Source organism: Parabacteroides sp. PM6-13, from assembly GCF_029892605.1.
Taxonomy (GTDB): domain Bacteria; phylum Bacteroidota; class Bacteroidia; order Bacteroidales; family Tannerellaceae; genus QVMG01.
The window spans coordinates 12,183-31,465 of record NZ_JARXWF010000001.1 but is presented as its reverse complement, the minus strand read 5'-3'; the positions used below and the strand labels follow the sequence as shown (position 1 = coordinate 31,465).

The following is a 19,283-nucleotide window of genomic DNA, read 5'->3' as shown; positions in this document are numbered from 1 at the left end:
TCCCGTAATTTATTTCATGATTCCTGCAAACTCTCTTCGGTTACCGGATCAGTGACCAGATTGAATTTGACCTTCAGTATGCGACGATTGTCGATCTCCAGTATCTGGAAACGATATTTATCGTAGGTGATCACCTCTTTGCGGTGCGGGAAATCGCCTTTCAGTTCCAATAACAAGCCGCCTAAGGTCTCGACCTCTTCGGTTAGTTTGCCGAAATCCTCTTCGGGTACATCGATGGTGCGGAAGAAATCGGTCAGCATAATCTTGGCTTCGAATATATAACTTCCATCCGCCAGCTTGATATACTGCCGCTCGTCTTCATCGTACTCATCGGAGATATCGCCTACGATCTCTTCCAGGATATCCTCCATGGTGACGATGCCCGACGTACCGCCATATTCATCGACCACAATGGCCATATGTATCTTGTTCGTGCGAAACTCTTCGAGCAGATCGTCGATCTTTTTTGTCTCGGGCACAAAGTAGGCCGGACGTATCAGGCTTTGCCAGCGGAAACTGTCGGGTTTGTCGATATAGGGTAGGAGGTCTTTGATGTACAGGATGCCTTTGATATGGTCCTCCGTATCGGAATAGACCGGAATGCGGGAATAGCCCGATTGAATAACGAAGTCGATCACTCCCCGGTAGTTTGTTTTGATATCGATATCCTCCATATCGAGGCGCGAGGTCATGATCTCATCCGCCGTCTTGTCATAGAACTTGATAATCTCCGCCAACATCTCTTTCTCATCCTGTATCTCGGCGGAAGTCAGCTCTAATGCTTTGGATAGCTTTTCGGCTGATAGGTCGTATTTGCGACGCCCCTTCCCTTTGGTGATAAACGAGGTCGAGCCAACCAATAGCTTTGCCAGTGGGCGGCAAAACGCCTCTGCTCCGCTCAATACGGGAGCGGAAAACCGAACAAAGCGTAGTGGGTTGAGCTGCGCGTATATCTTAGGCATGATCTCTCCGAAGAGAAGCAACAGGAAGGTCAACAGGATCGTTTCCAGAATGAAACCGAACAAAGGCGCGGCGGTGAAGTCTATCCACAAGTGAATACCAAAGGTGAAAAGCATTACCACCGCCACATTTACGAAGTTGTTGACAATAAGAATCGTGGCCAATAGGTATTCAGAGCGATTTAATAACCTTTGAATAATGCTGTCGGAGGCATGCCTGCCTTCGTTGATATCATCCCGATCACCGGGTGATAAGGAGAAGAAGGCCACTTCGGAAGCGGATACATAAGCGGAAATACACAAGAGCAGCGCTGCTACAGAAAAGGCAATGATAGAGCTTGCTGTAAACTCGTTAATGACAACGTTACTGAAAATACTCGAAAAATAGTCTGAGTCCAAGGATCCGGGGGATTAGTTAAACAATATCAGAACGGGAGATCGTCGTCTGCGCCATTCGTGTCTAAAGAAGGAGAAGCCGGACTGGCCGGTTGCTGGATAGAGGTAGTCGGCGGTTGTTGCGTCACCGGCTGTTGAACAGGTTGCTGAGCGGGCTGAGTTGTTTGAGCCGTTTGCGTCGAGGTGGTCGCATTGTCGGAGCGTCCTCCTGAATTGAAGAATTCAATACGATCGGCGTAGATCTCCGTTACATAGCGCTTGATGCCCGCGGCATCTTCGTAGCTGCGCGAACGGATCTTTCCTTCTACATACAGGGAAGAGCCTTTTTTTACCCATTTCTCTACGAACTGTACCCGTTCGCGGTACACCACAATGTTATGCCATTCGGTACGCTCCGGAACCACCGTTCCGTTTGCCAGCGTATACCCTCGTTCGGATGTTGCCAGTGGGAAATTAGCTACAGCCACGTTGTTGTCGAAATAGCGGATATCCGGGTCTTTCCCGACATTGCCTATTAGAATTACCTTATTTAATGACATAAAATTCTTTTTTTATTGTGTATATGCAAAGGAAAACAATTTCAGCCATTCTGCAAAGTTTCCATTTTAAATTATGCATAAAACATTTTAGGCACTTTGACATTTATGTTCTTAAACACAAGTGCCCGGGTTGCTTATTCCCTTAACATTCTATAATTTGCGGGCTCGTGAAAATTCACGTGCAGATTTTATTGTTAAACCCAAATAAATCCCTGATATCATGAAAGTATATCAAACAAATGAAATTAAGAACATCGCCGTCTTGGGAAGTTCTGGCTCTGGGAAAACCACTCTCGCTGAAGCAATGCTTTTCGAGGGTGGAGTTATAAAACGTCGTGGATCTGTAGACAGTGGAAACACCGTGTCCGATTATTTTCCGGTTGAGAAAGAGTATGGTTACTCCGTTTTCTCAACCGTTTTCAGTGTAGAATGGCAGAATAAAAAGCTCAACTTTGTGGACTGCCCGGGTTCTGATGACTTCATCGGAGGTACTGTTTCGGCATTGAATGTGACGGACACCGCTCTTATGGTGCTGAACGCGCAATATGGAGTAGAAGTGGGAACAATCAATCAGTTCCGTTATATCGACCAGTTCAAGAAGCCGGTTATTTTTGTCATAAACCAATTGGATAACGACAAGGCGGATTTTGATAATACAATCAATCAGCTGAAAGAACGCTGGGGCAGTAAAGCGGTTCAGATTCAGTATCCCGTAAGCACGGGTACCAGCTTCAATGCTGTGGTGGACGTGTTGAAAATGAAGATGTATCAATGGAAACCCGAAGGAGGCGTTCCGGATGTATTGGACATCCCCGCCGACCAGATGGATAAAGCCATGGAATTGCATCAGGCATTGGTAGAAGCAGCCGCTGAACACGACGACGCGTTGATGGAGAAATTCTTCGACGAAGGCAGTCTCTCGGAAGACGAAATGCGTTCGGGTATCCGCGCCGGTTTGTTGGCTCGCGGTATGTTCCCGATATTCTGCGTATGCGCCAAATTAGATATGTGTGTGCGTCGTACGATGGAATTCTTAGGTAATGTAGTTCCTTCGCCCGACCAGATGCCGGGTTATGGCAATATAGCCGGCGAGATGGTGAAGCCGGATACCGCCGGACCGACCAGCCTGTTCTTCTATAAGACCACCATTGAACCGCATATCGGACAGGTTTCTTACTTCAAAGTGATATCAGGAAAGGTAAAAGAGGGAGATGACCTGTTGAATGCCGATCGTGGCTCTAAAGAGCGTATTGCCCAGTTGTTTGTAACGGCCGGACAAACCCGCTCGCAGGTGCCTGAAATGATGGCCGGCGATATCGGTGCGACCGTGAAGCTGAAAGATGTGCGTCGCGGTAATACCCTTAACGGCAAGGGAGCGGACAATAAGTTCGACTTTATCAAATACCCGGATCCGAAATACCGTCGTGCGGTGAAGGCTGCCAACGAATCCGATTCGGAAAAGATGATGGAGATCCTGATTCGTATGCACGAAGAAGATCCGACCTGGATGATAGAGCAGTCCAAAGAACTGAAGCAAACCATCATCTCCGGGCAGGGTGAATTCCATCTCCGTACGTTGAAATGGCGTATTGAAAACAACGATAAGATCGCGATCGAATACCTGGAACCGAAGATTCCGTATCGTGAAACGATCACCAAGCAGGCGCGTGCCGACTATCGTCATAAGAAACAATCGGGTGGTGCCGGCCAGTTTGGTGAGGTGCATCTAATCGTAGAGCCTTATACCGAAGGAATGCCTACGCCGGAAATGTACAAATTCAACGGACAGGAGTTCAAGATCAGTGTGCGCGATACACAAGTCGTTGAGCTCGACTGGGGTGGTAAGCTGGTATTTATCAACAGTATCGTTGGTGGTTCCATTGACACACGCTTCCTGCCCGCTATCCTCAAAGGGATCATGGGACGTATGGAGCAGGGACCGTTGACCGGTTCGTATGCCCGCGACGTGCGCATCATCGTGTACGATGGAAAGATGCACCCGGTAGACAGTAATGAAATCTCCTTTATGCTCGCCGGACGTAACGCGTTCAGCACCGCCTTTAAGAACGCGGGGCCGAAGATCCTCGAACCGGTATACGATGTGGAAGTATCCGTACCGGCCGATTACCTGGGTGACGTGATGAGCGACATGCAGGGACGCCGTGCGATCATTATGGGTATGGACAGCGAAGGCGGTTTCGAAAAGCTGAAAGCGAAAGTGCCTTTGAAAGAGATGTCGAACTATTCCACTTCGTTGAGCTCTATCACCGGAGGTCGTGGCTCGTTTATCATGAAATACGCCAGCTACGAATTGGTTCCGACCGATGTTCAGGACAAACTGTTGAAGGAATACGAAGCTTCTCAGGAAGAAGATTAATGGAGTTATTTTCGTTAGATATAAAAAGGCAACCTCGATGGGGTTGCCTTTTTTTATGGGGTAAACAGCCTCGTTTTTGCAACGATATAAAGCCGATAGGCTTTCCTATTCGTAACCGTGGGTGTAGCGAAGCAAACCCGCGGCGAAAAGACTGACACTCCTCTCTCTCCTCACTTCCAAAGAGGTTGAATGCCATTCAACCTCTTTGGAAGTGAGGCTATTCAAGCTAAAAAATCTTCATTGAAAAGAATGCCTTCTTCCCGAAATATGCGTATAATCTCATCTCTGAAACTCTCTTTTCGATGGTGTTCCTGTTGATTTATAATATACTTTATCAGTTGATTCTTATCTCTGTTCTGGCAAGTGAAAGCCGCATAGCCATCTCCCCAACCATTAAACTGTTTAAAATCGTCATGTGCTTTCATCCAATGACTGGTAGCTACTTTTATTGTTTTAACAAAATCAGATATAGCAATTGTTGGATGGAGTGACACGAATAGATGGATATGATCCTCTATTCCATTGATTCGGTATAGCTTGCTTTTTTTTATTCTTGATAATCCCCCAAATGTATTTGTAAAGTTCGGAGATGTTGTGTTGTTGAATAGATTTTTTACTATTTTTCGTTCGCAATACAATGTGACAATAGATTTGAGTATAAGACATAATCGTACGTTTTGGTTATGTGTAAAGATAATAGTTTTTTTGTAAAAACAAACCGATTTTATATCAATTCAACCCTTTTCGGGTTGAGGTGAGTTGTGAGATTTTTGCACGGTCACGGTCACGACCATGACCATGACCATGACTACGATCGTGACTACGACCACGACCACGGGTTTGCTTCGCTACACCCGCGGTTACGAATAGGAAAGCCTGCGGCTTTATGTTTAATACGGTATTTTTTCTTTCCTTTCTTTTCTTTTTTTCTTTCTTTTCTCTCCCTCCCCCCTCTTCCTCTTCGAAAGATGGCATGGTTTTTGATCTTTCAATAGAAACCACTCCAATCTATACGAAATGGACAACACCCGCAAATACTTCGACCTGAACAAGGAAGATGCCCGCCAGCGAATCGATGACGAATCGTGTTATGACCTGAATCTGGACGAACTCTTTACCTTTATCAATCACACCCATTCGTCGATCGGCAAGCAATACCTATACAATCTGTTGCGCCACATCCCGCAGACAAACAGGATCCAGCCGTATGAATCGTGGCTCGATCGCTACCGCACGGATGAGAGCTTACGCAAAAAGCTACCTCTTCTCTTAAAGAAATTGGATCACCGCGACGCGTACGACGTCTATTCGTTGATCGAACAGGACTATATCCCTTACTCAAAAAACAAGGTCTATCTGTTGCGTGTGTTGCAACTCTTGCCGACTCTTCTGTTGGGAAGCTATTTTATTTTCCGTTCCCCTGTCATTCTTCTATTGGCGATTGCTCTCTTTTTTGTCAATGCCATCATTCATTACCGGGCGAAAACGATCTCTTTTGTCTATTCCGGCTCTATGCCACAGATGTATAATATGATTGTTCTGGCAGAGAAACTGGCGGCAATGCCTGCGGTCAAGGAGGTGAACCCCGAAATAGAAAAAGAGATAAAGAGGGTAAACCCGCTCAGGCGGAAACTCTCTGTCTTCAAACTGGATGTGAAGCTGGAGTCCGATATGGCCATTATTGTATGGACTTTGCGCGAACTGGTGAAAATATTCTTCCTGCAAGACCCGTTGACACTGAACAAATCTTTTGCCCTTCTCCGGCAGGAAAAAGAGTCGCTGCAAGCGATCTTCTCTTTTGTCGGCCTGGTCGATACGTTACAGTCAATCGCCACCCTGCGCGAAGTGATGCCCTACTACTGCCTGCCGCAGTTTGAAGAGGGGCCGTTGTTGGCCGAAAAGCTCTATCATCCGCTTATACCCGACTGTGTTTCCAACTCGTTTACCGCGGATCACCATTCGTTTCTGGTATTGGGTTCGAATATGTCGGGTAAAACCTCTTTTGTGCGCACCGTAGGGGTCAACGTATTGTTGGCGCAAACCATCCACACCGCCTTTGCCCACAGCCTGCAATTGGCTCCTCAAAAGGTCTACACCTCTATCTCTATGGACGACAGTCTGTTGGAAGGAAAAAGCTACTATCTGAGTGAGGTGTTGCGTATGAAATATATCCTGACTGAAACCAGCAGTGGCAATAACCTCATCCTGCTTGATGAACTCTTTAAAGGCACCAATACGATTGAACGCATTGCCGGTGCCAAAGCTATCCTGGATTATCTCGCCTCCAACCCGAAGAACCTGATCCTTGTGGCTACCCACGATGTGGAACTGATCGAACTGCTTCGCGAACGCTTCATCCCTATCTACTTCACGGAGAATATCGAAGAGGGAAAACTCTCCTTCAACTATAAGATCAACTACGAACGCAGCGTGCAGAAAAACGCGATCCGCATCCTGGAACTCTATGGTTTCCCTTCAGAAGTAGTTGAAAACGCCCTCGCGACCGCCGGACATGATACCCGACAAGGTGAATAAGTTATTTTCTTCTTTCTTTATTGTAATGTTTTCGCTCCTGAGGTGTCTTACTTATAAATGACAGAAATGAACGCGGAATTATTCAGGCACACCTATTATCCCTATTACCGGAAACTATACCGGATAGCATTTCGTATGCTGGAGAGCTCTCAGGATGCGGAAGATATGGTGCAGGAAGTCTATCTAAAGCTTTGGAACAGGCGAAACGAATTAGACGCTATCCAGGTGCCGGAAGCCTATATTGTGGAGGTAACGCGAAACCTCTGCCTGAACTCGATCCGCCGGGCGGAACACAAACGTACAGTAGCCTATGATTCCGATATGCAGGAGCCCGAGTCTCTATATACACAGATGGAAGTGAAAGATGAGGTCGAATTGTTGATGGATCGGATAAACCTACTGCAAGACAGACCGAAAAAAATAGTCTTATTGAAAGATTATGAGGGTTACTCATACGAAGAGATCAGCGACATGCTTGGAATGAATATAAATCATATACGTGTCATACTGTCGCGTACACGGAAAACGTTGCGTGACTATTTTAACCAAAAAAGATAGAAGATGGAAACAGAAAAAATAAAAATACTGATCGACAGGTTTTACCAGGGTGAAACCTCCCATGAAGAAGAGCAGTTCCTATTCGATTACTTTGCCTCCGATGATGTCGCTTCGGAATTGATCGAAGAAAAGCCATACTTTGTGCGTATGAGGAACATGTCTGTCCCCGTCACCTTGCGTCCGAGAATAGAACAGCTGTTCGAGGATATGGAAAAAGAGGAAAAGGAAAACAGGAAGCAACGAAAACCCCTATGGTGGCAGATCGCTACGGTGGCAGCCACCCTTGCCATAGCCTTCCTTATCGTCTTTCACGCCATGGAAAGAAATGATACGGATAATACCACCGCTACTATCACGAAAGAAGAACAGCAAGCATTGGTGGAAGCGCTTGAATTACTTTCCATGAATTGGGAGAAAGGCTTACAGCAGTTGGAAGAGATTCCACGCAGCTTGGATCAGGTGAATGAAATAATAACTCAACAATAAACAGATCGATTATGAAAACAAAAATGATTAGTATTTTACTGGGAATCCTATTATGTGCGACTTCACTTTATGCACAGGAAACCCCTTTTAGCAGCTTTCAAAAGCATCCTTATCTAAAAACGACATTCATCACAAAACCGATGTTTGATCTGGTGCCGGATTTGAAAGTCGGAAACACGACTATCAAAGAGATGAAGAACAAATTGGAGCAGGTGGAGATTTACAATAATGAATCGAAAGGCAGTACCGGACATTTAGGGAATGTCATGAAGAAGAATACTGTTTCGATTATCGAAAGAGACTATGACCTAATACTATCTCTGCAGGAAGGTGACACGGAAATTATGTTTTATACACGCAAAGGGGTGCAACGCTCCGTAGATGAAGCAAGGGCGGAGGCGAATGATAATCTAATTACCGATTTAGTGATGATCAATTATGATTCAAAGAAAAACTCTAACTATGGCGGAGATTGTACAGTCATCCGCATCGTCGGAAAGCTGACGGCTGAAGATATCCGAAAATTCGCAAACGTAAAAAAGTAATCATGTAGCTGCCATAATAGAAAATTCTCACATTTTTTTACCTCTGAGAATTTTTTCTCAGCTCTTTAAAAAGCGTGAGAAAAAATTCTCACCGGCGTGAGAAAAAAGTTTCAGGGGGCAAAAAAACGTGAGAAAAAAGCCTCCTTGAAAAATACCTCCCTGTATACACATATATACACACACACACACACACAATATTGTTGGTATAACTACCCAGGAGCGCTGCAAGCGCGATTTAACCCAGCCCATGGGTGACCGAAGGGAACCCTGGGTTTAGATAGCATAATAATAATGGAGTTCTGAATCGAAGATCGGCCTTAGCCAAAGAACGACTAATAGAGATATTTTTTATCTTTGTTAGAACAACCATAACTATAGAAATTATGTCTCAGTCATTATCAAAGCTTTACGTTCATATTATTTTTCATATAAGTCCTCGGCATGTACCAATCCGTACAGTAGAAACTCCACGGTTATACTCCTATCTCGGGACACTGCTTCAAGAAGAGAAATCTTCTCCAATTCTTATTAACGGGACAGAGGATCATGTTCATATATTCTGTATTACCTAAGAATGTGGCGTTGTCTCAATTGATTCAACATATTAAAAGTAGAAGCAGTCAATGGATAAAATCATTAGATCCCTATTATCGAAAATTTGCATGGCAAAAAGGATATGCCGTTTTTCTGTTAGTCCGTCTATTTGCGAGAGAACAAAAAAGTATATTGAAAATCAACAAATTCATCACAAAAAGATAGATGCTCATGAGGAGTATTTGATGTTTTTAAAAGAGTATAACATCGAATATGACGAGAAATATTTGTGGGATGATTAGTCGTTCTTTGGCTAAGGCCGATCTTCGATTCAGAACTCCATTATTGTTAGACTTTGATACCCAGGGTTCCCTTCGGTCACCCATGGGCTGGGTTGAATCGCGCTTGCAGCGCTCCTTGGGAATCTTCAAACTTACACAAACTAAAGATTTTTCTTTTCCCTCACTAATCACTAATCATTCCTCACTAACCACTAATCATTCCTCACTAACCACTAACCACTTCCTCATCTACCCACTACAACAATATCCTCTTCCGCAAAAACCGGAACCAGATGAAGGAGACGATTCCTTTCAGGATGCTGCTGATGCTGACGGCCCACCAAACGCCTTCGATGCCGAATCCTAACGCGGCCAGTCCAATAGCCATCGGAATACGCAGTGTGTTGAAGGTGATGCTGATGATAGCAGGCGGAACCGTGCGGCCGGTTCCGTAAAAGAGTCCCTGCATGGTGATCTCCAACATCATGAACATCATGGAATAGCCATCGATGCGAAGGTATATGCCACCGGCTTCGTAGGCCTCGCGCTCGGGCACGATCAATGAAAAGATCTCACTGCCCCAGAAGATAAACAAGAGGGTGCAAAGGAAACCGAAGAAGATGGTCATCTTCAGGGTGGTATGATAGGCGCTGATGACCCGTTCGTTTTTACGGGCAGCATAGTTCTGGGCAACAAAGGCGCTGAGTGCTGTGCTGAATCCCTGCGAGGTGTTCCAGGCAATGGCTTCGATCTGTCCGCCGGCTGTCAGAGTCATCAGTCCGATATGCCCGCCGTAGGTCGATGCCGTTCGTCCCATGAATAGGTTGATAATGGCAAAAAAAGTATTCAGGAGAGCCACGGGGAGCCCCAGTTGAAGGATGCGCCGCGTGTAGACTCCCTTCAGACGTGTAAAAAAGGAGAAGCCACCAAACAGGCGGTTCCGGTATCTCACCTGGTAGATGAAACAGAGACATACCACCGCTTCGGCCGTCCACGTAGCCCAGGCCGCACCGGCTGTGCCCCAGTCGAACACGAATATAAAGAGGGGATCCAGAAGCATATTCAACACCAACCCGGTGCCGCTGATATAAAACGGTATCTTGCTCATGCCGGCGCCATTGTGTATGCCGGTATAGGCAGAGGCAATGAATATAAAGGGGAAAGCCGTAGATACAATGCGCAGATATTCCACCGCCTTTTCGGCAATGGGAGGCTCCAGTTTGAAAAGGCTGATCAGCGGATGAGCCAGGCTAAACAATAAGACACCCCAAACAACGGAGAGCACCAGGGCAATCGTCAGGTTGTGCGACGCATACTGGCGGGCTCCTTCATGGTCTTGCGCACCGATCGACTGCCCCACGCTGACTTCCGACCCCACCTTGCTCAATAGGGAGATGGAGTTGGTCATCCAGGTCAGGATGCCGACGGCTCCGATCGCGGCCACCGCTTCGCTGCCCAAGCGTCCTACCCAGGCCATATCGGTCAGGCTATATGCCATCTGGATAAAAGAGGTGCCCATAATGGGCATGGCCAGATTGAAGAGTTGGCGGGTGATTGGCCCTTGTGTCAGATTCTTTGCGCCTTGCATTCCTTGTAGATTTGGTGGGGCAAAAGTAGGAAATTAATTTCTACCTTTGAGGCCGTTAGATAGAAATAAAGATGAGAAGAATAGAATTAAATTGGATATACAGGGTCTTGATGATCCTTATGATAGGTGGACTGATAGCCTGTTCGCCCGAAGAAAATGGGGGAGAGGTGCCACCACCGGATAAGGTCGATGAAGGCTATTTTATAGAGGTAACCAAAACCGAAACATTGAACAAAGCCTCGTTGGCTGGCAAATTGGGTTTGGAAAGTACGAACCCCCTCCTGTTGATCCTCCCGGAAAAGCAGGTGAAAACGGAGGCTATCCGTTATGTGAGCAAGGATCCCGCAGGCAAACCATTGGAGGTGTCCGGCCTTATCACCTATCCCGCGGAGGGAGCATGCAGAGGCGTGGTGATCGGACCGCATTTCACGATTGGCGCCGACCGCGAATCGCCTTCGGCGGTTATGGCAACGGTGGAGTCGATGTTGGCGCTTTATGGCTATGCCGTGGCTGTTCCTGATTATATCGGATTCGGGGCGACAGTCGATCTGCCGCAGACCTATATCCATGCCGAATCGGCCGGGCAGGTGAGTTGTGATCTCTTCTTTGCCACACGCGAATACCTCTCGCTTATCAAGCGTCCCGTAGAACGGGATGCCTATGTGGTTGGTTATTCGCAAGGAGGCTATGCCGCCCTGGCTTTTCAGCAGATGGCGGAACAGCAATATGCGGATAAGATAAAGATACTTCGCGCCTTTGCCGGAGGAGGCCCCTACCTGCCGGAATCGATCTTCGACCATTTTATGCAACAAGACGAGGTGGCCAATCCGGCCACTATCCTGCTTACGATTGTTGGAGCGGATTATGCCGATAGATTGAACCTGGATTACACAAAGATATTCCTGGAACCTGTCCTTTCGAGCTACCGGGAATGGTGTGTCAGTAAGAAATATACGTTGGGGGAAATCAACCATCTATTGCCGTCGAACCGGTTGAGCGATTGGCTTCACCCCGACTTCTTTACAGACAATCACAACGAGGAGATTCGCAAACTCAAAGGTTCTTTGACCAAAAACAACCTGATCGACTGGGTGCCCCGCGCGCCTATCCTTTTGGCACATGGCACGAAGGATGAAACCGTTCCTTTTAGCAATACGCAGGCGGCTTATGATGCTTTCCAACAAGCAGGGGCTTCTGTGGAACTACACACCAGCAAGTTTGATCATACCAGTGCGGCTATTCCGTTTTATCTATTGGTTCTGCAGGCGTTGAAGTAGCCTGCAGGCGCGACTGAAGGTATTCGATGCGTTTGGCAGACTTCTCGCACTCGTCGGTCATGCGGATAATATCCTTCAAGACAAGCCCGAAACGGTAGGCAGCGGCAATGGCTTTTTTGTCGTTATCTAATAGATACATCACGTATGGGCTGCCACCGGTGTACTCGGCACGGATACGTTCCTTCTCGTGTTCGGCGATGAACTGCAACGCGTCCAACCCCAATTCGTTGGTGTAGGTAACGACTTCCGTCGTAAAGCCCAGGTTCTCGAAACGGTAATTCACGCCCCCGTCGTAAGCGATCGAGGCGGTTTTCACAAAGGTGCCGTCGTTGAGGCTTAGGGTAAGACCTGTATGATTGATTGGCTTGGCACCATAATAAACACTGGCGATGTAGATATCTCCCTTCTCATTCACGCCGCTACGGATGTAAGAACGCTCTAGGTTGCGCTCGACGGTCTGCTGGCGGTAGATGAAATTGCCCACCTCGTCGTAAGCGGAATCCTTTTCAAATACAAAATCTTTCTGCAATTCGGCAAGCAACTCCCGGCGCAAAGGAAGCACACTGTCGCAAAAGGCTATATTTCTTTCCGCCTCTTTGATCTCCACCAGGCGCATCAGGGTGAGCCCTTCCCGCTGCACTTTCAGCTCTTTCGGGTAGAGAGCGCGCAGGCTGTCGATCTCTATTTTGGCGGCAGCAAATTCATTTTGTTCGTAATAGGCGCGCGCCGCCTCAAGCCGTGCCTCAGCCTCTTTTGTTTTCTTGTTGCAAGCGCTTAACGCCAGGCAGAGGAGTAAGGCATAAAAAGCAAGTCGTTTCATTATTCTTTCCTTTTTCAGATTATTCGTAGGGTAACTGTTTGGTGATTTCAGTTACTGCGTAGGCAAAAGTAGTTAAACATTGTGAATCACCCCTATTGCATGCAACAAAAAGCACTATTTTTTGTTCTCTATATAAAGGCAATTATAGGTTAGTTTTTAGTGATTAGTGTTTAGTGTTAAGTTAGTTATTAGTTTTTAAGGCAAAGAGATGAAAAGGTTATCTGTTTATATTGTTGTATTGTTTTTCATGACTGTGAACAGGGCATGGGGTGATGGATCGGAAGCGAAGAATGCGTTCGTGAAAGAGATGACACCGGTCGTGATCGAGTCGGTTACTGCGGCAGACGATAGCACCCGCGTCGCCGTCGAAGAGGTGTTTCTGAAAGTGTACAGCATGAACAGCCTTTTGATGATTGAGACCAATCGGATACAAACCATTTACATTTATGACGCTACCAGTGCCTTGCATCTCGAGCATACGCCGACCAGCACATTTAGCGCCATTCCGATTTCCCGGGGCGAGTACACCGTCAAAACGGAACGCCTCAGTCGGGAGGTGGTCGTGAAATAAACAGACAAGCGTGCGGCTATTGCGGATTGCTTTGTTATTTTTGCAGATAAATAGCATGTCTGATTATGAAAATAGTTGCCGATAATACAATCCCTTTTCTTCAAACGATCATCGACCCCTTGGGCGATATCACCTATCTTCCTGCCGGACAGTTTACCCGTGAAGCTATCCGTGATGCCGACGCATTGATTGTGCGCAGCATTGACCGATGCACCCGCGAGATACTCGAAGGCAGCCGCGTGAAGCTGATCACCACCGCGACCATCGGTTTCGACCATATCGATACGGCTTACTGCGATGAGGTCGGCATTGTGTGGAAGAACGCGCCGGGCAGTAATGCGGAGTCCGTAGCTGAATATGTGGTCGCCTCGTTGATGCTTCAGGCTCTTCAAACCGGCAAACCCATACAGAATCAGACTATAGGTATCGTAGGCGTCGGACATGTCGGCAGCCGTGTGCAAAGGCATTGCGAGGCGTTAGGTATGCGGGTAATCCTGTGTGACCCGCCTCGGGCGGAGAAAGAGGGCGATGCCGGATTTGTCTCGTTGGCGGATATTGCCCGGGAGGCCGATATCATCACCTTTCATACACCGCTGGAAAAGGGAGGTGCACACCCCTCCTGGCACCTGGCCGATCGCGCTTTCATCGAATCCTTGCAGCGCAAACCGACGCTGATTAATAGCAGTCGCGGAGCCGTATGTGACACTTCCGCCCTGTTATGGGGAAAGAAACAGGGGAAAATAGGTGCCCTTATCCTGGATTGCTGGGAAAACGAACCGCATATTTCACTCGATTTATTGCAACAAACAGCCATTGCTACGCCCCATATTGCCGGATTTTCCGCCGACGGAAAGGCGAATGCCACCCGTATGTGCCTGGAAGAGATCGCCCGTTTCTTCCGCCTGGAGATCCCTTTCCTCGATAAGGTGAAGCCGGAAGCGCCTGTCCAGCCGGTGATCGACCTGGATACCTTCACTGAGAACCGGATTGAAAACGTCCTTTTCACCTCTTTCAATCCCCTGGTGGTGGATGCCCGTCTCCGGGAGATGCCCGACAAGTTCGAATGGTTCCGGAATCACTATGATCATCCCCGGGAGTTTCATGCCTATTCTTTTCTGCATGCAAATAAAGAAGAAGCCGCCTTATTGGAATCCTTGGGTTTCCGTAGGGTTGTCGTTTAACCATAAGAAACAGCTCGTATGAAAAATAACGGTTTTACCTTCCGCCGCCGCATCGCCGGGTTTAAGTATGCTTTTCAAGGGATTAAGCGCTTGTTTACCCAGGAAGCCAATAGCTGGATACATGCTTTTGTGGCTGTGTGCGTGATCGTTGCCGGATTTCTTTTTCGTATAGCCGTCTGGGAGTGGGTAGCCGTTGTCGCCGCCATCGGATTTGTCCTGGCCGCCGAAGCCTTCAACTCCGCTATCGAGAGCCTGGGGGATGCGATCACCGAAAAGCCAAACAACCATATCAAACACGCCAAAGATCTGGCAGCCGCTGCCGTGCTGATCGCCGCTATCACCGCCGCTGTCATAGGCTGTATTATCTTTCTTCCCAAGCTTTTTATGTAGTTGAAGGAGCGCTATAAATGAATAAAACGGATAGAAACAGCTGAAACGTTCTATTTATTGATTCTAAAATGCTATTTTATATTTCCGAATCGACTTATCTTTGTTCGTATTGAAAAACACAAGACTGATCGCGGTAGAGCCCTTGACAGGGTTATGGGTAGTGCATGGCAGCGCATCGGAATAAAGAGATGAAGTTATGAAACAAATAATCACACGATTTTTCTTTGGATTATGCCTCCTGGCGGTGTTGCCGTCGTATGCAAAGGATGCTGTTCACTACTATTTCAGGACAATGGACATCCGCGACGGACTCTCCCAGAATACGGTCTATCAGATTTTGCAGGATAAGAAAGGCTTTATGTGGTTTGGAACGAAAGATGGGCTGAACCGCTACGACGGCTTGTCTTTCCGGGTCTATAAGAAAGAGAATTCCGATTTGGGGAAAAACTTTATCACAGCGCTTTATGAAGACCATGCAGGGAACATCTGGATAGGAACCGACGGGGGCGTTTTTATCTATGATCCGGTATTAGACTCTTTTGAAGCCTTCGATCTGTTGAGCGATAAAGAGACTGTCATTCGTGATTTCGTGACGATGATAGGCGGCGACGAAGATAAAAACATCTGGATATCGGTCGAAAACCAGGGGATGTTCTGTTATAAACACGAGGAGAAAAAGCTATTGAATCATCTCTCTGATTCTTCCATCGGCAACATCACCCGTTTCTGGTTTACCGGCAATACATGCTGGCTGGCTTCGTATGCCGATAATCTGTACTATACAGAGGATGACTTTAAGACACCTTTACAGCCTTTCAGGGATGCCGGTGGGAATGAGATATTCAAAGGGGATGTGATCAACTGGCAGGTCAATGGCTCGCACAACTGTGTGTATGTTGCTTCGCTCCATGGCTTGACAGAGATCAACCAGACCACCGGGAAGACACGTCGGCTATTGAATGTGTATGCACGGGCGTTGCAGTTTCGCTCGGACGACGAATTGTGGGTGGGCACGGAGTCCGGAGTCTATATTTATAACCTTGCGAATGATAAAGTGACGCATCTGGCGGTGCCCGATCAGGATGATTCCTACGCTTTGTCGGATAATGCTATTTACGCGCTTTACCGCGATACGGAAAATGGGATGTGGATCGGTTCTTATTTCGGAGGGGTGAATTATCATCCGTATCAATGGACCTATTTTGAGAAATTCTATCCCCGCGATGACCTTCCGGGATTCGGCCGACGGGTACGTGAGATATGTGAGAGCAACGACGGTACGTTGTGGATAGGAACCGAAGACAAGGGTTTATTCAATTTTAATCCGAAAACTGGCAATATCATACCCTTTGGGCATCCTGCCATCCACCAGAATGTGCATGGCCTTTGCCTGGACGGAGACGATCTCTGGGTGGGTACGTTCTCCGGCGGGTTGTGCCGCGTTAATCTGCGTACCAGGCAGGTGCGTTCTTATTCCAAAGGAGAGACTGAAAACTCGATGATTGCCAATGATGCTTTTACGATTTGCCGGACCACCACCGGTGATGTGTGGATCGGAACTACCTCGGGTTTGTTGAAGTATAATCGGGCTACGGACGACTTTTCCCGTGTCTCTCAACTGAGGAATATGTTTGTCTATAAAATATTGGAAGACTTCCATGGAAATTTGTGGTTTGCCACCTTTTCCAACGGAGTGTTCTGCTATAATGTGCGCACGCAGCAATGGAAGAATTATCTCTCCGACGAGCAGGATCCTACTTCGCTTCCCTACAACAAAGTGATCAGTATATACGAAGACAGTAAAAAGCGTTTGTGGTTTATGACGCTGGGAGAAGGATTCTGTCGCTACAATCCGACGACAGACAATTTCACTCATTACGATATGTCGGATGGCTTTCCGAATAATATCATTTATAAAATGGTAGAAGACAAGCAGGGAAACCTGTGGATAACGACTAACTACGGACTGGTATGTTTCAACCCGGAGACTGAAAATAAACGTGTGTATACCACCGCCAACGGGCTTTTGAGTAATCAGTTCAATTTCCAGTCGGGATATCGCGATAAGGAGGGGCGTATTTACCTGGGGAGCATCAATGGTTTTATCGTTTTCGATCCGGAGACCTTTGTGGAAAATGCTTTTATGCCTCCGGTCGTTATTACCGATTTTTATCTGTTCAATAAGCGTCTTTCGGTAAACAGCCCAGATTCGCCCCTGAAGAAAAGCATCACCTACTCGGATGAGATAGAATTGGATGCCAACCAAAACTCCTTCTCATTGAATGTGGCGGCGTTGAGTTATCAGGCGCCCGAAATGAATGAGCTGGAGTATAAATTGGAAGGATTCGACCGCGAATGGTATACGGTCGGAAAAAGTTCCGCTATCAACTATTCCAACCTGCCGTATGGGAGCTATAAACTGCGCATCAAAGGCTCAAACAGCGATGGTAAGTGGAACGAGGCGGAGCGCCTGCTTCATATACGCATCAATCCGCCTTTTTATCTGTCCGCCTGGGCGTATACGGTCTATGTCGTATTGGTTTTATGTCTATTGGTCGGTCTTTTCTTCTATTTCAGAAAGAAAACACAGCGAAAGCAGCAGCAGACCATGGAGAACTTTGAACGGACGAAAGAGCGGGAGCTATATACCGCCAAAATAGATTTCTTCACGAATGTGGCTCATGAAATACGCACTCCGCTGACGCTGATAAAGAGCCCGCTCGAGAATGTATTGGCATCCAGGTCGGTCTCCGACGAGATCAAAGACGATCTGGAGATAATGGATTTGAATACCAACCGGCTGCTCGACCTGGTTAATCAGTTGCTCGACTTCCGCAAAACCGAGACACAGGGGTTTCAGTTGGATTTCACCGAATGTGATGTGGCGGATATATTGCATAAAACATACAAACGATTCAAACATCTGGCACGCCAGAAGGAGTTGAAGGTCACTATCGAGGCACCTGAATCACTGTGTGTCTCGGTTGATAAAGAGGGGTTGACGAAGATTCTCAGCAATCTGTTGACGAATGCTATCAAGTATTCGAAGAGCTATATCCATATCAAACTCTCTGTGGAAGAGGAGCGGTTGTTGCTCTCGATGTGCAACGATGGCTTGATTATCCCGGCAGATATGCGTGAGGAGATATTCAAACCATTCATACAGTATAAAGCAGGCAGGCTGAGCTCCGTTTCGGGTACGGGGATTGGACTGGCATTGGCTCGTTCGCTTGCCGAACTACATGAGGGCACCCTCTGTATGGATGATTCCATGGAAGAGAATTGCTTCCTGTTGTCGCTCCCGGTGGGGCATGCCACGTTGCCAGCGGCTGTTGCGGAGCAAAACGAACCGGCGATAGAAGAGCCCGTGGAAGAGGAGGAGGCGGAAACGGCATCAGGAGCCAATCGCTATACCATCCTGGTGGTAGAAGACAGTCTGGAAATGCAAGCTTTTGTGGTAAAGCAGCTGGCTATGGAGTATCAGGTTCTGACAGCCATGAATGGGGTAGAGGCACTGAAGGTCTTGGACAAACATACGGTAGATCTGGTTATTTCGGATATTATGATGCCCGAGATGGATGGACTGGAATTGTGTGAGCGCCTGAAGTCGGAGCTCGATTACAGCCATATACCCATTATCCTATTGACGGCCAAAACCACCCTACAGGCAAAAATTGAAGGGATGAAGATCGGGGCGGATGTGTATATCGAAAAACCTTTCTCTGTGGAATACCTGAAGGTGTGTGTGTCCAGCCAGTTGAATAACCGTGAAAAGCTCCGGGTCTCTTTTGCCCATTCTCCTTTTGTGCCGACAAACAGCATCGCCATGACGAAAGCGGATGAAAGTTTCCTGAAGAAATTGAATGAATTGGTCATGGAGAATATGCAGAACCCAGACTTTAATCTGGACGATATGGCGGGGTCGTTGCATATGAGCCGCTCGAGCCTGAACCGGAAAATAAAAGGGATATTAGACATGACGCCGAACGATTATATTCGCCTGGAACGCTTGAAGAAAGCAGCCTTTTTGTTGAAAGAGGGCGAATGTAAGATTAACGAGGTGTGTTACATGACCGGCTTCAATACTCCTTCCTATTTTACGAAATGTTTCCAGAAACAATTTGGCGTCCTGCCGAAAGATTTTGTGAAATAATAGACCAAACGAATACGAAAATAGAACAATCCAGCCAAGGCGGGTGCTTTGGATTTATAATTGCATAGATTGAAAAAAAAGTTGCATCCCGTT

The 19,283-nt window shown here is 47.0% G+C and carries 16 protein-coding genes; 10 read left to right on the top strand and 6 right to left on the bottom strand.

The genetic code is table 11. The annotated features are described in order from the left end of the window. Positions 1–14 precede the first annotated feature (14 nt). A complete protein-coding gene (gldE, locus tag M2134_RS00115) occupies positions 15–1,358 on the bottom strand; it encodes a gliding motility-associated protein GldE (protein ID WP_280749755.1) in 1,344 nt (447 codons plus the stop codon). A gap of 26 nt (positions 1,359–1,384) precedes the next feature. Continuing rightward, positions 1,385–1,894, bottom strand: a complete 510-nt coding sequence (gene ssb / locus M2134_RS00110) for a single-stranded DNA-binding protein (protein ID WP_280749754.1) — start codon at positions 1,892–1,894, stop codon at positions 1,385–1,387. A gap of 220 nt (positions 1,895–2,114) precedes the next feature. Between ssb and M2134_RS00105 the strand changes: the two genes are divergently transcribed. Continuing rightward, entirely contained in the window at positions 2,115–4,271 is a 2,157-nt protein-coding gene (locus tag M2134_RS00105; protein ID WP_280749753.1) for an elongation factor G, read from the top strand. A gap of 221 nt (positions 4,272–4,492) precedes the next feature. On the opposite strand, the gene tnpA is transcribed toward M2134_RS00105, so the two are convergent. Next, positions 4,493–4,909 carry an IS200/IS605 family transposase gene (gene tnpA, locus M2134_RS00100; RefSeq protein ID WP_280749752.1) on the bottom strand — a complete coding sequence of 139 codons (417 nt, stop codon included), beginning with the start codon at positions 4,907–4,909 and terminating at the stop codon, positions 4,493–4,495. A 91-nt stretch (positions 4,910–5,000) separates the two neighbouring features. Then, positions 5,001–5,246 (bottom strand): hypothetical protein, encoded by a 246-nt coding sequence (locus tag M2134_RS00095; protein ID WP_280749751.1) that lies wholly within the window; start codon positions 5,244–5,246, stop codon positions 5,001–5,003. 42 nt (positions 5,247–5,288) lie between these two features. Between M2134_RS00095 and M2134_RS00090 the strand changes: the two genes are divergently transcribed. The 4 genes from M2134_RS00090 (at position 5,289) to M2134_RS00075 (ending at position 8,395) form a co-directional block, all read left to right on the top strand. Then, entirely contained in the window at positions 5,289–6,806 is a 1,518-nt protein-coding gene (locus tag M2134_RS00090; protein ID WP_280749750.1) for a hypothetical protein, read from the top strand. Positions 6,807–6,872: 66 nt separating this feature from the next. Continuing rightward, the gene (locus M2134_RS00085) at positions 6,873–7,364 is read left to right on the top strand and encodes an RNA polymerase sigma factor (protein WP_280749749.1); all 492 of its coding nucleotides are present in this window, start codon (positions 6,873–6,875) and stop codon (positions 7,362–7,364) included. A gap of 3 nt (positions 7,365–7,367) precedes the next feature. Further along, positions 7,368–7,850 carry a hypothetical protein gene (locus tag M2134_RS00080; protein ID WP_280749748.1) on the top strand — a complete coding sequence of 161 codons (483 nt, stop codon included), beginning with the start codon at positions 7,368–7,370 and terminating at the stop codon, positions 7,848–7,850. A gap of 11 nt (positions 7,851–7,861) precedes the next feature. Continuing rightward, the gene (locus M2134_RS00075) at positions 7,862–8,395 is read left to right on the top strand and encodes a DUF4252 domain-containing protein (protein ID WP_280749747.1); all 534 of its coding nucleotides are present in this window, start codon (positions 7,862–7,864) and stop codon (positions 8,393–8,395) included. A 1,071-nt stretch (positions 8,396–9,466) separates the two neighbouring features. Here the strand turns inward: M2134_RS00075 and M2134_RS00070 are convergent. Then, a complete protein-coding gene (locus M2134_RS00070; RefSeq protein ID WP_280749746.1) occupies positions 9,467–10,798 on the bottom strand; it encodes an MATE family efflux transporter in 1,332 nt (443 codons plus the stop codon). A gap of 71 nt (positions 10,799–10,869) precedes the next feature. Between M2134_RS00070 and M2134_RS00065 the strand changes: the two genes are divergently transcribed. Beyond that, a complete protein-coding gene (locus M2134_RS00065) occupies positions 10,870–12,075 on the top strand; it encodes a lipase family protein (RefSeq protein WP_280749745.1) in 1,206 nt (401 codons plus the stop codon). Here the strand turns inward: M2134_RS00065 and M2134_RS00060 are convergent. After that, entirely contained in the window at positions 12,035–12,895 is an 861-nt protein-coding gene (locus tag M2134_RS00060; RefSeq protein WP_280749744.1) for a hypothetical protein, read from the bottom strand. The genes M2134_RS00065 and M2134_RS00060 overlap by 41 nt on opposite strands. Positions 12,896–13,103: 208 nt before the next feature. On the opposite strand from M2134_RS00060, the gene M2134_RS00055 reads away from it, so the two are divergent. The 4 genes from M2134_RS00055 to M2134_RS00040 all read left to right on the top strand — a co-directional run bounded on the left by M2134_RS00055 (position 13,104) and on the right by M2134_RS00040 (position 19,190). Continuing rightward, positions 13,104–13,466: a hypothetical protein gene (locus M2134_RS00055; protein WP_280749743.1), complete on the top strand. Its 363-nt coding sequence runs from the start codon at positions 13,104–13,106 to the stop codon at positions 13,464–13,466. Positions 13,467–13,531: 65 nt separating this feature from the next. Next, positions 13,532–14,647: a 4-phosphoerythronate dehydrogenase PdxB gene (pdxB, locus tag M2134_RS00050; protein WP_280749742.1), complete on the top strand. Its 1,116-nt coding sequence runs from the start codon at positions 13,532–13,534 to the stop codon at positions 14,645–14,647. A gap of 18 nt (positions 14,648–14,665) precedes the next feature. Continuing rightward, the gene (locus M2134_RS00045) at positions 14,666–15,037 is read left to right on the top strand and encodes a diacylglycerol kinase family protein (RefSeq protein ID WP_280749741.1); all 372 of its coding nucleotides are present in this window, start codon (positions 14,666–14,668) and stop codon (positions 15,035–15,037) included. Positions 15,038–15,233: 196 nt separating this feature from the next. After that, the gene (locus M2134_RS00040; protein ID WP_280749740.1) at positions 15,234–19,190 is read left to right on the top strand and encodes a hybrid sensor histidine kinase/response regulator transcription factor; all 3,957 of its coding nucleotides are present in this window, start codon (positions 15,234–15,236) and stop codon (positions 19,188–19,190) included. The last annotated feature ends 93 nt before the right edge of the window (positions 19,191–19,283 follow it).

Bases quoted from the DNA above. Each gene is read 5' to 3' on its own strand.
- pdxB (WP_280749742.1), top strand. From the start codon at position 13,532: ATGAAAATAGTTGCCGATAATACAATCCCTTTTCTTCAAACGATCATC.
- ssb (WP_280749754.1), bottom strand. From the start codon at position 1,894: ATGTCATTAAATAAGGTAATTCTAATAGGCAATGTCGGGAAAGACCCG.
- M2134_RS00045 (WP_280749741.1), top strand. From the start codon at position 14,666: ATGAAAAATAACGGTTTTACCTTCCGCCGCCGCATCGCCGGGTTTAAG.
- M2134_RS00075 (WP_280749747.1), top strand. From the start codon at position 7,862: ATGAAAACAAAAATGATTAGTATTTTACTGGGAATCCTATTATGTGCG.
- M2134_RS00060 (WP_280749744.1), bottom strand. From the start codon at position 12,895: ATGAAACGACTTGCTTTTTATGCCTTACTCCTCTGCCTGGCGTTAAGC.
- M2134_RS00065 (WP_280749745.1), top strand. From the start codon at position 10,870: ATGAGAAGAATAGAATTAAATTGGATATACAGGGTCTTGATGATCCTT.
- M2134_RS00105 (WP_280749753.1), top strand. From the start codon at position 2,115: ATGAAAGTATATCAAACAAATGAAATTAAGAACATCGCCGTCTTGGGA.
- M2134_RS00070 (WP_280749746.1), bottom strand. From the start codon at position 10,798: ATGCAAGGCGCAAAGAATCTGACACAAGGGCCAATCACCCGCCAACTC.
- M2134_RS00090 (WP_280749750.1), top strand. From the start codon at position 5,289: ATGGACAACACCCGCAAATACTTCGACCTGAACAAGGAAGATGCCCGC.
- M2134_RS00040 (WP_280749740.1), top strand. From the start codon at position 15,234: ATGAAACAAATAATCACACGATTTTTCTTTGGATTATGCCTCCTGGCG.
- M2134_RS00085 (WP_280749749.1), top strand. From the start codon at position 6,873: ATGAACGCGGAATTATTCAGGCACACCTATTATCCCTATTACCGGAAA.
- M2134_RS00055 (WP_280749743.1), top strand. From the start codon at position 13,104: ATGAAAAGGTTATCTGTTTATATTGTTGTATTGTTTTTCATGACTGTG.
- M2134_RS00080 (WP_280749748.1), top strand. From the start codon at position 7,368: ATGGAAACAGAAAAAATAAAAATACTGATCGACAGGTTTTACCAGGGT.
- M2134_RS00095 (WP_280749751.1), bottom strand. From the start codon at position 5,246: ATGCCATCTTTCGAAGAGGAAGAGGGGGGAGGGAGAGAAAAGAAAGAA.